The 16,373-nt window shown below is 39.7% G+C and carries 13 protein-coding genes; all 13 read left to right on the top strand.

Features of this window, described 5'->3' with window-relative positions; translation table 11 throughout:
* On the top strand, nt 1–93 hold a 93-nt coding region (locus PZE06_RS20220), incomplete at its 5' end, for an IS3 family transposase (RefSeq protein WP_275792036.1).
* A 376-nt stretch (nt 94–469) separates the two neighbouring features.
* The gene (locus PZE06_RS20215) at nt 470–4,789 is read left to right on the top strand and encodes a PolC-type DNA polymerase III (RefSeq protein ID WP_150917011.1); all 4,320 of its coding nucleotides are present in this window, start codon (nt 470–472) and stop codon (nt 4,787–4,789) included.
* A 611-nt stretch (nt 4,790–5,400) separates the two neighbouring features.
* Nucleotides 5,401–5,871 (top strand): ribosome maturation factor RimP, encoded by a 471-nt coding sequence (gene rimP / locus PZE06_RS20210; protein WP_150917014.1) that lies wholly within the window; start codon nt 5,401–5,403, stop codon nt 5,869–5,871.
* Between the two features lie 57 nt (nt 5,872–5,928).
* The gene (nusA, locus tag PZE06_RS20205; protein ID WP_095308134.1) at nt 5,929–7,068 is read left to right on the top strand and encodes a transcription termination factor NusA; all 1,140 of its coding nucleotides are present in this window, start codon (nt 5,929–5,931) and stop codon (nt 7,066–7,068) included.
* A 17-nt stretch (nt 7,069–7,085) separates the two neighbouring features.
* Nucleotides 7,086–7,364 carry an RNase P modulator RnpM gene (gene rnpM, locus PZE06_RS20200; RefSeq protein WP_150917016.1) on the top strand — a complete coding sequence of 93 codons (279 nt, stop codon included), beginning with the start codon at nt 7,086–7,088 and terminating at the stop codon, nt 7,362–7,364.
* Entirely contained in the window at nt 7,364–7,666 is a 303-nt protein-coding gene (locus tag PZE06_RS20195) for a YlxQ family RNA-binding protein (RefSeq protein WP_150917018.1), read from the top strand. Before rnpM ends, PZE06_RS20195 begins: the two co-directional genes overlap by 1 nt.
* 19 nt (nt 7,667–7,685) lie before the next feature.
* A complete protein-coding gene (infB, locus tag PZE06_RS20190) occupies nt 7,686–9,866 on the top strand; it encodes a translation initiation factor IF-2 (RefSeq protein WP_150917020.1) in 2,181 nt (726 codons plus the stop codon).
* A complete protein-coding gene (locus tag PZE06_RS20185) occupies nt 9,866–10,147 on the top strand; it encodes a DUF503 domain-containing protein (protein WP_150917022.1) in 282 nt (93 codons plus the stop codon). The genes infB and PZE06_RS20185 overlap by 1 nt, the downstream gene beginning before the upstream one ends.
* Before the next feature lie 213 nt (nt 10,148–10,360).
* The gene (rbfA, locus tag PZE06_RS20180) at nt 10,361–10,726 is read left to right on the top strand and encodes a 30S ribosome-binding factor RbfA (RefSeq protein WP_150917024.1); all 366 of its coding nucleotides are present in this window, start codon (nt 10,361–10,363) and stop codon (nt 10,724–10,726) included.
* A 397-nt stretch (nt 10,727–11,123) separates the two neighbouring features.
* Nucleotides 11,124–12,035: a tRNA pseudouridine(55) synthase TruB gene (gene truB / locus PZE06_RS20175; RefSeq protein WP_150917026.1), complete on the top strand. Its 912-nt coding sequence runs from the start codon at nt 11,124–11,126 to the stop codon at nt 12,033–12,035.
* A gap of 43 nt (nt 12,036–12,078) precedes the next feature.
* Entirely contained in the window at nt 12,079–13,023 is a 945-nt protein-coding gene (gene ribF / locus PZE06_RS20170) for a bifunctional riboflavin kinase/FAD synthetase (protein WP_150917028.1), read from the top strand.
* Between the two features lie 195 nt (nt 13,024–13,218).
* Nucleotides 13,219–13,488, top strand: coding sequence for a 30S ribosomal protein S15 (rpsO, locus tag PZE06_RS20165; RefSeq protein WP_095308153.1), 270 nt, complete (start codon nt 13,219–13,221; stop codon nt 13,486–13,488).
* 747 nt (nt 13,489–14,235) lie between these two features.
* On the top strand, nt 14,236–16,356 hold the full coding sequence (pnp, locus tag PZE06_RS20160) for a polyribonucleotide nucleotidyltransferase (protein WP_150917030.1): 2,121 nt from the start codon (nt 14,236–14,238) through the stop codon (nt 16,354–16,356).
* The last annotated feature ends 17 nt before the right edge of the window (nt 16,357–16,373 follow it).

Here is a 16,373-nt window from a genome sequence, read left to right as displayed (position 1 = left end):
ATAGATTACTACAATAATAAGCGTATAAAAGTAAAATTAGCTGGTTTAAGTCCAATACAATACCGAACTCAAACCAGCCAATCAGCTGCTTAATAAAAACTCTAACTTTGTGGGGTCACCACCTTAATGACCTTTTGATACCAGTTTTTTATTGCTAGGTTTGGTTTCGTTACCAATCCATATTGATTTTTGGCTCAGTTCGTGTAAAAACTTGATTTTACATGAGCTGGGCTAGAAATCGTTCTATCCGCAATATTATTCGACAAAGTTATTGCTAAGGAAATCGTGAGTTTTTTTGTGGTTTGACTAGCTTACAAATTTCAGGTTGGATGGGAAGGGTTCTTTTTAAGGGTGGCACTCATTTTTAGGTAGATTACACCTTTGAGATCCTTTGGTGTTTTTCGATTCATCTTTAAACATATATGTTATAATAAATTTTTGATAGATTATCGTGGAAGGGGAGAGAGTGATGAGTGGAGCGGCTGATAAAAGAGAAGCATTCCAACACTTGCTCCAACAATTGCAATTAACGGATGATCAAATGGTTACCCATTTTGAACAAGCCGAGATTGATAAAGTGATTGTTGAAAGACAGGCAAGAAAATGGCATTTTCATTTTATATTTGACAATGTCTTACCATATAATGTTTATCAAAAATTTACTTCTCAATTAGAGAAAGCATTCTCTCATATCGCTACAGTATATCATTCCATCAAGGTTAAAAATGACGAAGCATCAGAGCAGTTAATCGTCGAATATTGGAATTCTTGTGTACGCCAGCTCGAGGGAATTGCTCCCCCATTGTTGAAATTACTTAACGAACAAATACCGAATGTAGTGGGAAACAAATTGCTCGTAAAAGTCAACAATGATATGGAAGGCTTGACCATTAAGAAAAAATATAGCGAAATGATTCAGGAAGCTTATCAGCAGCTGGGCTTCCCTTTACTTATTATCGAAACAGAGATCAATGAGCAATCTTCGAATGAGCAATATGAACAATTTTTAGAAGCGAAGAAAAAAGAAGATCAAGAGCGGGGAATGCAGGCTTTAATGGAAATGGAAAAACAGGAAGCGGAAAAAGAAGCTGGTGTTGAAGTTCCTTCAGGCCCGTTGACAATCGGATTGACCATTAAAGATGATGCTGATTTCCGCAAGTTAATTGATATCGTTGATGAAGAACGACGGATTGCGATTGAAGGCTATGTTTTTGCTGCAGAGACAAGAGAACTTCGCAGTGGCAGGACGTTGTTGACGTTTAAGGTTACCGATTATACCAGTTCAATTATGGTAAAGATGTTTTCCCGAGACAAGGAAGATGCAGCCCTGTTTGAGCGGGTGCAAAAAGGAATGTGGGTAAAAGTTCGAGGAAGCATTCAAAACGATACATTCGTCCGTGATTTAGTTATGATCGGAAATGATATTAATGAAATAAAACCAGTGGAAAGACAGGACACTGCTCGAGAAGGAGAAAAAAGAGTAGAGCTCCATCTTCATACACCGATGAGTCAAATGGATGCAGTGAGTTCAGTTGGCAGCCTGGTCGCTCAAGCGAAAAAATGGGGCCATAAAGCAATCGCTATTACCGATCATGCGGTTGCCCAATCTTTCCCAGAAGCGTATAGTGCAGGGAAAAAGAATGATATAAAAATCTTGTACGGGGTCGAAGCGAATCTCGTTGATGACGGTGTTCCAATTGCTTATAATGATGCTCATCGCCTCCTTTCTGAAGACACATATGTGGTGTTTGACGTAGAGACGACCGGTTTATCTGCGGTATATGATACAATCATTGAACTTGCAGCAGTCAAAATTAAAGGCGGAGAAATTGTCGATCGTTTTGAAGCCTTTGCCAATCCTCATCATCCATTATCTGCAACCACAATTGATTTAACGGGAATTACAGATGATATGGTGAAGGATGCTCCTGAGGTTGAGGAAGTATTAAGAAATTTCTATAAATGGGTTGATGATGCTATCCTTGTTGCCCATAATGCTTCCTTCGATATGGGCTTTCTTAATGTTGGCTACAAAAAAAGTGGGTTGGAAAAGGCGACAAACCCTGTTATTGATACATTAGAATTGGCCCGCTTTCTGTACCCAGAAATGAAGAATCATCGGTTAAACACGTTGGCAAAAAAGTTTAATGTCGAACTTACCCAACACCACCGCGCCATCTATGATGCAGAAGCAACTGGGTATTTACTGCTCATAATGCTTAAAGAAGCTCTTGAAAAGGGGATTACGTATCATGATGAGCTTAATGACAACATGGGGAAAGGAAATGCGTACCAAAGGGCTCGTCCTTTTCACTGTACTTTATTAGCTCAGAATGATGTTGGTTTGAAAAATCTTTTTAAGTTGATCTCAATTGCTCATATCGAATATTTCTATCGTGTTCCGCGAATTCCTAGGTCGGTACTGCAAAAGTACCGAGAGGGAATTTTAGTAGGTTCCGGCTGTGATAAAGGTGAAGTGTTCGAAGGAATGATGCAAAAGGCTGCGGAAGAGGTTGAAGATACGGCTCGTTTCTACGACTATATTGAGGTACATCCAAAAGAAGTTTATGCTCATTTGCTTGAATTAGAGCTTGTTCAAGATGAAACTAAGCTGGAGGATATCATTAAAAAGCTTGTAATGCTTGGGGAGAAGCTAGAGATTCCTGTTGTTGCTACGGGGAATGTTCACTATTTAAATCCAAACGATAAGATTTATCGTAAAATCCTTGTGAATTCACAAGGGGGGGCCAATCCTTTAAATAGGCATGAACTTCCAGACGTACACTTCAGAACAACGAATGAAATGTTAGATGCTTTCTCATTTTTGGGAAAAGAAAAAGCGAAAGAAATCGTCGTCACCAATTCGAATAAAATTGCTGATATGATTGATGTCATAAAACCGATAAAAGATGACCTTTATACGCCGAAAATTGAAGGTGCGGACGAAGAGATCCGTTCTATGAGCTATCGCCGGGCAAAAGACATCTACGGAGAAAACCTTCCAGAAATTGTGGAGGCGCGCTTAGAAAAAGAATTAAAGAGTATCATTGGACACGGATTTGCGGTTATTTACTTAATCTCACATAAACTTGTTAAAAAATCTTTAGATGATGGCTATTTAGTAGGTTCTCGTGGTTCGGTAGGCTCATCGCTAGTTGCAACGATGACAGAAATTACAGAAGTAAATCCATTGCCACCACATTATGTCTGTCCAAGCTGTAAGCATTCGGAATTTTTTAATGACGGTTCAGTTGGTTCTGGTTTTGACTTGCCTGATAAAGAATGTCCAAATTGCGGAGAGAAATACGTCAAAGATGGCCACGATATCCCGTTTGAAACATTTCTTGGCTTTAAAGGGGACAAGGTACCTGATATCGATTTGAACTTCTCAGGTGAATATCAGCCGCAGGCACACAATTATACGAAAGTCCTGTTTGGTGAGGACTACGTTTATCGTGCGGGAACAATTGGCACGGTTGCTGATAAGACGGCGTTTGGATATGTGAAGGCATATCAACAGGATAATAATCTCCAACTTCGCGGTGCTGAAATTGAACGATTAGCAACTGGTTGTACAGGAGTTAAACGAACAACTGGTCAGCATCCAGGTGGTATCATTGTTGTCCCAGACTACATGGATATTTATGATTTCACACCGATTCAGTTCCCTGCTGATGATCGGAATTCTGAATGGAAGACCACTCATTTTGACTTCCACTCAATTCATGACAACGTCTTAAAGCTTGATATATTAGGACACGATGATCCGACGGTCATTCGTATGCTTCAAGATTTAAGTGGAATCGATCCAAAGACGATTCCTACAGATGACAAAGAAGTGATGAAAATTTTTAGTGGACCGGAGGCGCTTGGCGTTACGGAAGAACAGATTATGTGTAAAACAGGAACGCTGGGGATACCTGAGTTCGGTACTCGCTTTGTTCGGCAAATGTTAGAGGATACGAAACCAACTACTTTTTCCGAACTTGTGCAAATCTCTGGGTTATCCCACGGAACGGATGTTTGGCTCGGGAATGCTCAGGAATTGATTCAAAATAATATTTGTACGCTAAGTGAAGTTATCGGTTGTCGTGATGATATTATGGTTTATCTTATTTATCAAGGGCTGGAACCATCCTTTGCTTTTAAAATTATGGAGTCTGTTCGTAAGGGAAAAGGTTTGACAGATGAAATGGAAGAGGAAATGCGCAGGAATGAGGTTCCGGAATGGTATATCGATTCTTGTAAGAAAATAAAATATATGTTCCCAAAAGCCCATGCAGCAGCCTATGTGTTAATGGCAGTCCGGATTGCTTACTTTAAGGTTCATTATCCACTATATTATTATGCAGCTTATTTCACTGTTAGAGCAGAAGATTTTGATATTGAAGCAATGGTTAAAGGTTCTCAGGCGATTCGGGCAAAAATTGAAGAAATCAATGCAAAGGGACTTGAAGCCTCAACGAAGGAGAAAAATCTACTTACTGTCCTTGAACTGGCATTGGAAATGAATGAGAGAGGCTTTACTTTTAGAAAGGTGGATTTATATCGTTCAAGCGCATCGGAATTTATTATTGATGGAAACTCTTTAATACCGCCATTCAATTCGATTCCAGGACTTGGAACAAATGCTGCTATTAATATTGTAAAGGCTCGTGAAGATGGGGAATTTTTATCAAAAGAAGATCTGCAGCAGCGCGGAAAAGTTTCTAAGACAATCATGGAGTATTTAGATAATCATGGCTGTCTTGCTGATATGCCAGAGCAAAATCAGTTATCATTGTTTTAGAATTTGGTTTGGAGCTCCTTTAAAGCAAAATTTGTTTCGCAAACTTTAAAAATGGACAATAATCCTTGAAAATAAATTAGGATTTGTCAAGTGGAAAGAACACTTATGTTTGCATAAAAATATTGATTATGGTATAGTTTTATTGGAAATACTATCGATAACTCTCGTTTACAAGAGTGGGGCTCCCCCGCTCTTTCTTGTTTGTTTGGGAACGCTTTTTTCGATTGCCTGAGATTAGCCCTTGAAAAATGAATGATCGGCTAGCATATTAAATGAAATAACCACTAGCAAAGTGAACGGGATTAAAGCACTGGATTTATCTTAATGTTTTTCTACATAACAGCAAGTCAGAGTGTAGTCAAAGTCAAAAGTGATAGATAGCAGTTGCTCCTTTTAAAACGTTTGCCTCATGAATAATTGCGAAACGTTGGGAGGAGCGAATGAGAACCGGACAAGGAGAAGTAGCGAAGAAAGCGAGCGTTTGCGAGCTGCCTGAGTAAGTGATTTTAACATTGCTTCCTTTTTGTGTTTTTTAACAGCCTGAGTCAATTTTATGTTCCGTAGAATTGAAATTGATTCTAGTTAGGACAGTTAAAGTTAGGAGGGAAAATATGAGTAAGGTAATTGAAATTGTCGAAGAGATTGCTGGTCCCATCGTGGATGAACTTAATCTTGAATTGGTGGATATTGAATATGTTAAAGAAGGAAAAAATTGGTTCCTTCGTGTTTACATTGATAAAACGGGCGGTGTTGACATTGAGGAATGCGGACTAGTGAGCGAGAAATTAAGTGAGAAACTAGACGAAATTGATCCGATTCCTTACAACTATTTCTTGGAGGTTTCATCTCCAGGTGCTGAGCGTCCTCTCAAAAAGGAAAAGGACTATGAAAGAGCAGTGGGGCAAAACGTTTTTGTGAAAACATACGAACCAATTGATGGTGAGAAAAGCTTTGAAGGAAAGCTAACTGAATACTCAACAGATCAGTTAACGATAGAGATGACGATTAAAACAAGAAAGAAAATCGTTCACATCCCAATGGACAAAATTGCAAATGCTCGGTTAGCCGTAACTTTTTCTTAAAGTGAATTTGTGAAGAATTTAATTAATTTGATAGAGATTAAAGGGGGATAAAATCAAATGAGCAGTGAATTGCTAGATGCTCTTGACTTGCTGGAAAAAGAAAAAGGAATTTCAAGAGAGGTAATTATTGAAGCGATTGAAGCAGCGTTAGTTTCTGCCTATCGGAGAAACTTTAATCAAGCTCAAAATGTCCGCATTGATTTAAATTTAGGTGCTGGTACAATGAGGGTTTTTGCAAGAAAAGATGTCGTGGAAGAAGTTTTTGATCCCCGCCTTGAAATTTCACTCGAGGATGCACGCAGAATCAATCCAAACTACCAAATTGAAGATGTTGTTGAACTCGAAGTAACACCAAAAGATTTTGGCAGAATTGCCGCACAAACAGCGAAGCAGGTTGTTACGCAAAGAGTAAGGGAAGCAGAGAGAGGCATTATTTATTCAGAATTCATTGATCGTGAAGAAGATATCATGACAGGAATTGTACAGCGTGTAGACTCCAAATTTATTTATGTAAGCTTAGGAAAGATCGAAGCGATCCTACCAGCTAATGAGCAAATGCCTAATGAGAGATATCGACCACATGACCGCATTAAAGTTTTTATTACAAAAGTAGAAAAGACGACTAAAGGTCCTCAAATCTACGTTTCGAGAACTCATCCTGGCTTATTGAAGCGTCTTTTTGAAATAGAGGTTCCGGAAATTTATGATGGAACGGTGGAAATTAAATCGGTTTCTAGAGAAGCTGGAGATCGATCGAAAATTTCTGTCCACTCTGAAAACCCTGAGGTCGATCCAGTTGGTTCTTGTGTAGGGCCAAAAGGAGCTCGAGTTCAAGCGGTTGTAAACGAGCTTAAAGGGGAAAAAATCGATATTGTAAAATGGTCGAATGACCCGGTTGTATTTGTTGCTAATGCTTTAAGTCCTTCAAAGGTACTTGATGTGATCGTCAATGAAGAAGAGAAGGCAACTACAGTCGTCGTACCAGATTATCAGCTTTCACTGGCCATTGGAAAAAGAGGTCAAAATGCTCGCCTTGCTGCTAAACTGACAGGCTGGAAAATCGACATTAAGTCGGAAACAGATGCAAGAGAAGCAGGAATATTCCCACGTGAAGAAGGAATTCTTAGCTTTGATGATGAAGATGAGCAAGATTATGATAATGATTTAAGCTTAAACTTAGAGGATTCACGTGAGTAAAAAGAGGTGAAAGATGGATGAACAGAAAAAAAGTTCCTTTGCGAAAATGTGTGGCGACTGGTGAAATGAGGCCGAAAAAAGAACTTGTTCGCATCGTTCGCTCAAAAGAAGGTGAAGTTTCCATCGATTTAACAGGAAAGAAAAATGGTCGCGGAGCTTACCTATCAAAAGACAAGGAAGCCATTCTTTTAGCCAAAAAGAAAAACACATTGAAAAATCATTTAGAAGTCGAAATAGACGAATCTATTTATGATGAACTACTTGAGTTAGTAGAGAAGGAGAAACGACAATCCTAATGAAACCAAATCAATGGATGTCATTGTTAGGCCTAGCCAATCGAGCGCGGAAAATCATTTCAGGCGAAGAGCTTGTCGTTAAAGAAATAAGAAGTGGCAGGGCAAAGCTTGTATTGCTCTCTGCGGATGCATCCGCCAATACCGCGAAAAAAGTGACGGATAAATGCAAATCCTTTTCAATTCCATATAAGTTGGTGGAGAACCGTAATTTACTCGGCCAATCAATTGGGAAGGAAGCCCGCGTAGTTGTGGCTGTTTTAGATGCAGGGTTTGCCAATAAGCTGAAACAAGTGCTCGATTAATACTTGCGGGGGTGAAAATATGAGTAAAATACGAGTTTACGAATACGCAAAAAAACACAATGTTTCAAGTAAAGACGTTATCACTAAACTAAAAGAAATGAATATAGAGGTTTCAAATCATATGACAACAATCGAAGGGGATACAATCCAGAAGCTTGATCGTCTTTACAATAAAGAGGAAAAACAGCCTCAACAAGCAAAATCAAAAGAAAAAACTGGTACATCTGGGGAACGGAATGCTGGTCCAGTTAAAGCACAAAGCGCTCCAACACAGAAGACACGTGATGGCAAAAAAGGCACTGGTGAAGGGCAACCAAAAGAAAATAAAGGCTTTAAGAGTAACCATAATAATCAAGGAAATCAAAAAAACAAAAATAAGAATCAGAAAAACAAAGGAAAGAATCAGCCTCAAGCTCAATCTCAGCCTCCAAAAAGGAAAGAAAAAGAGCTTCCGGCAAAAATCACTTTTAGCGAATCATTAACGGTTGCTGAGTTGGCGAAGAAATTACACCGTGAGCCATCTGAAATTATTAAAAAATTGTTCTTACTTGGTGTAATGGCGACGATAAATCAGGACCTGGACAAAGATGCGATAGAATTGATTGCCTCTGAATACGGTGTAGAGGTTGAAGAAGAAGTAAAAGTTGATGTTACGGATTTAGAGGTGTATTTCACTGAGGACGAGGATGCAGAGCTAGTAGAAAGACCCTCTGTCGTCACGATTATGGGACACGTGGACCACGGTAAAACGACACTTCTTGATTCAATTCGCCATACAAAGGTGACAGCTGGTGAAGCTGGAGGAATTACTCAGCATATTGGGGCATACCAAGTAGAAGAGAACGGGAAAAAAATTACTTTCTTAGATACTCCAGGTCACGCCGCTTTTACAACGATGAGGGCCCGCGGTGCCAAAATCACTGATATTACTGTGCTTGTTGTTGCTGCAGATGACGGTGTTATGCCTCAGACAATTGAGGCAATTAATCACGCTAAAGCTGCAGAAGTGCCAATTATTGTGGCTGTCAACAAAATTGATAAAGAGGCAGCCAACCCGGATCGTGTTATGCAAGAATTAACTGAGCATGGATTAATCCCTGAAGCATGGGGAGGAGATACGATCTTTGTACCGCTTTCTGCTCTAACTGGAGAAGGAATTGATTCGCTATTAGAAATGATTCTTCTTGTCAGTGAAGTGGAGGAATATAAAGCAAACCCTGACAGAAAGGCAATTGGAACTGTGATTGAAGCTCAATTAGATAAGGGCCGAGGCTCAGTTGCAACATTGCTCGTTCAAAACGGAACATTAAGGGTGGGCGACCCCATTGTAGTTGGAAATACTTTTGGACGCGTCCGTGCGATGGTCAACGATCTTGGACGGCGTGTGAAAGAAGCTGGTCCTTCAACACCTGTTGAAATTACAGGCTTGAATGATGTTCCTCAGGCAGGAGACCGCTTTGTCGTCTTCGAAGATGAAAAGACAGCACGTCAAGTTGGTGAAGCTCGTGCGACTCAAGCACTACAAGCGCAAAGAAGCGAAAAGACACGGATAAGCTTAGACAATCTTTTTGATCACTTAAAGCAAGGTGAAATGAAAGAACTTAATATAATTGTCAAAGCAGACGTACAAGGTTCTGTTGAAGCTGTGGCAGCAGCTTTCCAAAAGCTAGATGTTGAAGGGGTTAATGTCAAAATAATTCATACTGGCGTTGGTGCCATTAATGAGTCTGACATTACACTCGCCGCTGCATCAAATGCTATTGTTATCGGATTTAATGTGCGTCCTGATAACAATGCGAAGCGTGCCGCTGAATCAGAGGAAGTTGATATTCGCCTTCATCGAATCATTTACAAAGCGATCGAAGAAATTGAAGCGGCAATGAAAGGGATGCTTGATCCTGAGTTTGAAGAAAAAATTATTGGGCAGGCTGAAGTTCGTCAAACCTTCAAGGTATCCAAAGTTGGAACGATTGCAGGTTCTTATGTAACGGATGGAAAAATCACTCGCAACAGTGGCGTTCGCCTCATTCGTGATGGCATCGTTATTTTCGAAGGCGAAATTGATGCTTTAAGAAGATTCAAAGATGATGTGAAAGAAGTTGCTCAAGGGTATGAATGTGGAATCACGATCAAAAACTTTAATGATGTAAAAGAAGGAGACGTCATTGAAGCATATATTATGGAGGAAGTGGAACGTTAATGATAGTGGGTCTTGCAGTTTGTGAGTGTATCATTTATGATGCTCATTCACTGAAAGAGAAGAGAGCAGTTTTACAGCGAGTCCTTGTGAGATTGAAACAGAAATTTAACCTCTCTGTAGCGGAAGTTGATTTTCAGGACGTGTGGCAACGAACAAAAATTGCCATCGTTGTTGTAACCTCTTCTCAAGTTTCATCTGAAATGGAACTGCAAAACGCGCTTAAGTTCATCGATTCTTTTCCGGAAATTGAGAGAACGATTACTGATATTGAGTGGCTTTAGATTTTAAACAGTAATTGTTTACCGAGAAGGGCAAAAAGAATAGAGGACGCTTGTCCTTGTTACAAAAATGTTTTATTTTTCACATGATGAATGGTCAAGCGTCAGCCGTCTATTGCATAACAAATTTGCCATTTGCTTTAGCATGCTAGAGAAAGCAGTTTGTTTGTTGATAGCAAGGCGCTTGCTTTTCTTATAGGACTAGAGGTGACAAAAATGAGTCTTAGATCTAATCGTGTTGGCGAACAAATGAAAAAAGAACTCGGCGAGATTATCGGACGGAAAATTAAGGATCCTCGGATAGGGTTTGTTACCGTGACAGATGTTCAAGTAACTGGTGATCTTCAACAAGCTAAAGTATTCATTTCCGTTTTAGGAGATGATGAGCAGAAGGAGAATACGCTGAAGGGTTTAGCAAAAGCAAAAGGCTTTATCCGCTCGGAAATTGGGCAGAGAATCCGCTTGAGAAAAACACCAGAAATCATATTCGAATTTGATGAATCGATTGATTATGGTAATCGTATCGATTCCCTTTTGTATAAGCTTCAAGAAGAGAACCAAACGAAGGATCATGAAGATTAGAGTCGACTTGCGAGCGTTATCGTAGGTAAAAAACTTTTCATATAATTTGACATGGAGGAGGGATAGACGGGTTGTCTATCCTTTTTCTCTCGTTTAAGAAGCTATAAATTTCGTTTGTTGTGGCTTACTTTTTCTAGCGCCAAATTTCAATAAATTTAGGCATTTGGATTTTTTAATGCAACGGGAGAGGCCAGCACCGTAAGTTGACTTTGTCGAAGGAAAAGCTCGGCGTCGATGAGCGCGAAGAAAAGCTACATTTGACCTTACGCACTTGCACTTGGGTCAACTTCATCTAACCATTTCTGTTTTTGTGCGAGTAGCTCGGAGATTTTGGTTCGATAGTGTTTTGCAAAAAGGTCGCTCATAAAAAATGCACATGTTGAATAGGAGGATAGAGATGGAAGGGATACTGCCGCTGTATAAACCAAAAGGAATGACATCACATGATTGTGTCTTTAAGCTGCGAAAAATATTGAGGATGAAAAGAATAGGGCATACAGGAACATTAGATCCTGAAGTCGATGGCGTACTTCCCATTTGCTTGGGACGTGCAACAAAGGTTGCTGAATACATAACAAATGCAGGTAAAACATATGTCGGAGAAGTGACAATCGGCTTTTCTACAACGACAGAGGATGCAGCAGGAGAAACTGTTGAGGAAAACTTAGAAAAAAAATCTTTTTCCAGAGCGGAAGTTCTAGCTGTGTTAGCGGAGCTTTCCGGTGAAATAACACAAACGCCTCCGATGTTCTCAGCAGTAAAAGTTAATGGGAAAAGATTGTATGAATATGCAAGGCAAGGGCTGGAAGTGGAACGACCATCTAGAAAGGTGACGATCTATTCTATTGAATTGCTGGATGAGCGGGAGCGATTTGAAGGAGAATTGATTCGTTTTCGCTTTCAAGTGTCATGCAGTAAAGGAACATATATCCGTACACTTGCCGTAATGATAGGTGAAAAGCTCGGATATCCGGCACATATGTCACAATTAACCCGCATTAGGTCTGCGAGTTTTACGTTAGACGATTGCCTTACCTTTTCTGAAGTTGAGGAGTTAGTCGGAACAGGAGCAATTGTAGAGGCTCTTCGACCGATTGAGACGGCCTTAAATTATTTGCCGAAATATCAAATAAATGATAAATTAGGTGAGAAAGTAAAAAATGGAGCTGTCCTTCCTATTCCAGAGCCATTTCTCAATGAGAAAGGGCCGATTATTTTGGAAGAGATGGATGGTACTGCCATAGCTATTTATGAGGCACACCCTCAAAAAGAAGGGTTAATGAAGCCTAAAAAAGTGCTTAAAATATAGACTATATGAGATTTTTCTGTGACAGGAATTAGGTGGGAAAATAGTGGAAGTTATTCATATTCATCATCCTCATCAATTTAAGCCCGAACATTTTGCGCCAATGACGATGGCATTAGGTTTTTTTGACGGGGTTCATTACGGGCATCAGGAAGTAATAAATACGGCTGCTGCAATAGCTAAGAAAAAAAATTGCAAGGTTGCCGTAATGACTTTTGATCCTCATCCGTCTGTAGTTCTTCGGCGGGATATAAAGCATGTGGAATATATCACTCCTCTAAAAGAGAAGGCGAGATTAATAGAGCAGCTTCATGTAGATTATTTATTTGTGGTGCATTTTACAAGTGAATTTGCTAACCTTCTTCCGCAGGAGTTTGTTGATCAATATTTAATTGCTTTAAATGTTATTCATGTGGTTGCCGGTTTTGATTACAGTTATGGGAGATTAGGGAAAGGCACGATGGAGACACTCCCGTTTCATTCAAGAGGAAAATTTGAATTTACGACTGTACCGAAATTGTCAAACGGGCATGAAAAGATAAGCTCCACTCTTATCCGTAAATTGATACGGGAGGGGGATGTGGAAAGAATACCTGACTTTTTAGGCCGTTTTTATACAACGAGTGGGATTGTTATTCATGGCGACAAAAGAGGTCGAACAATTGGCTTTCCAACTGCTAACACTGCTATTGATGATTCCTTTTATCTCCCACCAACTGGTGTGTATGCTGTGAGAATCCTTGTTGCAGATAAGTGGTATGAGGGCGTCTGTAATATAGGATATAAGCCAACATTTAATGAAACCCAAGCTCCAAAGCCATCTGTTGAAGTTCATATCTTTCAATTCACTCAGGAAATTTATGGTTATGAAGTAGTGATTGAGTGGCATAAAAGGATTAGAGCAGAGAAAAAATTCAATGGTATTGAGGAGCTTGTCCAACAAATAGAAAAAGACAAGGCAAGTACGATTGATTATTTTAATAAAATTTAGGTTTATTTTACCGGGAACAGCGAAATATATTGTTTCCTCTTGCTTTTTGTCACAAAAAGTTGTATTCTAATTAACGTGAATTCATTTCGTATATATGGATGAATGCACGTACTAAAAATGAACCTTTGCTTGGCAAGTCGAGTCACCGACGCTTGCTGGAGCATCTGGGGATTGAATATTTAGGAGGTGAAACGGATGGCAATCACAAAAGAACGTAAGAATGAACTTATCAATGAGTTTAAAACACATGAGAACGATACTGGTTCACCAGAAGTTCAAATCGCTGTCCTTACTGAGGAGATCAATAATTTAAATGATCACTTACGTACTCATAAGAAAGACCACCATTCACGTCGCGGTCTTTTGAAAATGGTAGGTAGACGTCGTAACCTATTAACTTATCTTCGTAACAAAGACGTTCAACGTTACCGTGAGTTAATCAACAGACTTGGTTTACGTCGATAAGAACTGGATGTTAACAAAAGCGGGATTTTTCCCGCTTTTTTGTTAGCATTAAATAATTGGAAAATTAATACATAATCTCGTATTTTAAGTCCATAAAAAAATGTACATAATATAAGAAAAGCGGAAGGCCCCTGTTTAGCACCGTATGGCCTGGAGAGACGTCGACTGAGATAAAGGAGATACGAAGAGCGAAAGCGAATCGATATCGACTTATCGTAGGGAGGCGGCTTGAAGGACAATAGGTGCTAGGGGCCTGAAGCTGGACAGAGAAAAGCGGAAGGCCCCTGTTTAGCACCGTATGGCCTGGAGAGACAGCGACTGAGATAAAGGAGATACGAAGAGCGAAAGCGAATCGATATCGACTTATCGTAGGGAGGCGGCTTGAAGGACAATAGGTGCTAGGGGCCTGAAGCTGGACAGAGAAAAGCGGAAGCGGCTTGCTTATCTCCGTACAAACTGGAAGGGCTTGTTCTTTCGATAAAGGAAAACCAATGAGCGAAAGTGAATTGAGTTTGACTTATCGTAGGGAGAGGACCTGAAGTTTGCAAGGATAGCCGCTGTGAGAATGTCATAAGGAAACCACTTTAGCTGAAAGATAGCATAAGCAAATATAGTTTTATGTAAAATAATGAATATTATCCGTCATCATCATGCTTAATAGAGTAATGAGATGAAGTTTAAGATACAATATATTTTTAATTAGCTAAATCTCCCAGGAGTGTTAGTAAGAGAGGGGTTTTAAAAAGAATGGGACAAGAAAAACAAATCTTTTCCATAGAGTGGGCTGGCCGGCCACTAACTGTTGAAATTGGTCAATTGGCAAAACAAGCTAACGGCTCAGCATTAATCCGTTATGGAGATACTGCTGTATTAAGCACAGCAACTGCTTCAAAAGAACCGAAAAAGCTAGACTTCTTTCCGTTAACTGTTAATTATGAGGAAAGACTATATGCTGTAGGAAAGATTCCAGGAGGTTTCATTAAGAGGGAAGGACGTCCGAGTGAAAAAGCGATTTTAGCAAGCCGCTTAATTGATCGTCCCATCCGACCTTTATTTGCTGATGGCTTTAGGAATGAAGTCCAAGTCATTAGCATGGTAATGAGTGTAGATCAAGATTGCTCATCGGAAATGGCTGCGATGTTTGGCTCTTCTCTTGCTTTAACAATTTCAGATATTCCGTTTGAAGGACCAATTGCTGGAGTGACGGTAGGACGAATAGATGGAAACTTTGTTATTAATCCAAATGTTGAGCAAATGGAAAAAAGTGATATCCATTTAGTTGTTGCCGGTACAAAAGATGCGATCAATATGGTGGAAGCGGGCGCAGATGAAGTGCCTGAAGAAACAATGCTTGAAGCCATTATGTTTGGTCATGAAGAAATTAAACGTTTGATTGCCTTTCAAGAAGAAATTGCTGCAAAAGTTGGCAAGGAAAAGATGGAAGTTATCCTTTTCAATGTCGATGAGCAATTAGAAGCAGAAATTCGTGAAACATGCGAAAAAGAAATGATTGAAGCCATTCAAGTGCAGGAAAAGCATGCGCGTGAGGACGCGATAAAAGCAGTGAAAGACAGAGTGATTGCTCAGTATGAAGAGCAGGAAGCAGATGAGGATGACCTAAAGCAAGTGAAACAAATATTAGACAAGCTTGTAAAAGGTGAAGTTCGTCGGTTAATTACAGAAGAAAAAGTACGCCCTGATGGTCGTAATCCGGATGAAATCCGTCCTTTATCTTCAGAAGTTGGACTTCTTCCGCGTACGCATGGTTCCGGGCTATTCACACGTGGACAGACACAAGCATTAAGTATTTGTACACTTGGAGCATTAGGAGATGTACAAATATTAGATGGCTTAGGAATCGAAGAAGAAAAACGGTTTATGCATCATTATAATTTCCCAAGCTTCAGTGTAGGAGAAACAGGACCAATTAGAGGACCTGGTCGTCGGGAAATTGGACATGGTGCACTTGGAGAACGTGCTCTTGAACCAATTATCCCTTCTGAAAGCGACTTTCCGTATACAATTCGCTTAGTATCAGAAGTACTTGAATCAAATGGTTCAACCTCGCAAGCGAGTATTTGTGCAAGTACGTTGGCAATGATGGATGCTGGGGTGCCGATTAAAGCGCCAGTTGCTGGAATTGCGATGGGGCTTGTGAAATCTGGCGAACATTATACCGTTTTAACAGACATTCAAGGAATGGAAGACCATTTAGGGGATATGGACTTTAAAGTTGCAGGTACTTCTAAAGGGGTAACTGCCCTGCAAATGGATATTAAAATTGAAGGATTATCTCGTGAAATTCTAGAAGAAGCATTGCAACAAGCTAAAAAAGGCCGGATGCAAATTCTTGAATCAATGCTAGCGACGATTTCTGCACCAAATAACGAGCTTTCTCAATATGCTCCAAAAATCTTAACGATGCATATTAACCCAGATAAAATTCGCGATGTTATCGGACCAAGCGGAAAGCAGATTAACAAAATTATTGAAGAAACAAATGTTAAAATCGATATTGAACAAGATGGTACCATTTTCATTTCTTCAACAAATGAGGAAATGAACCAAAAAGCGAAAAAGATTATAGAAGACATCGTACGTGAAGTGGAAGTTGGTCAAATGTACTTAGGAAAAGTAAAACGAATTGAGAAATTCGGTGCATTTGTTGAAATCTTTAGCGGTAAAGATGGCTTAGTTCATATTTCAGAAATAGCAGAAGAACGGGTTGGAAAAGTAGAAGATGTATTATCAATCGGTGATGAAGTGCTTGTAAAAGTAACGGAGATTGATAAACAAGGACGTGTTAACTTATCCAGAAAAGCTGTTCTAAAAGAGCAACGAGAGCAAAAGGAACAGGCACAGAAGTAAATGTTTCACTTACGAAG

The sequence above is a fragment of the Robertmurraya sp. DFI.2.37 genome (assembly GCF_029211245.1).
Lineage (GTDB): Bacteria > Bacillota > Bacilli > Bacillales > Cytobacillaceae > Robertmurraya > Robertmurraya methanolica_A.
This window is presented reverse-complemented; position numbering and strand designations above follow the sequence as displayed.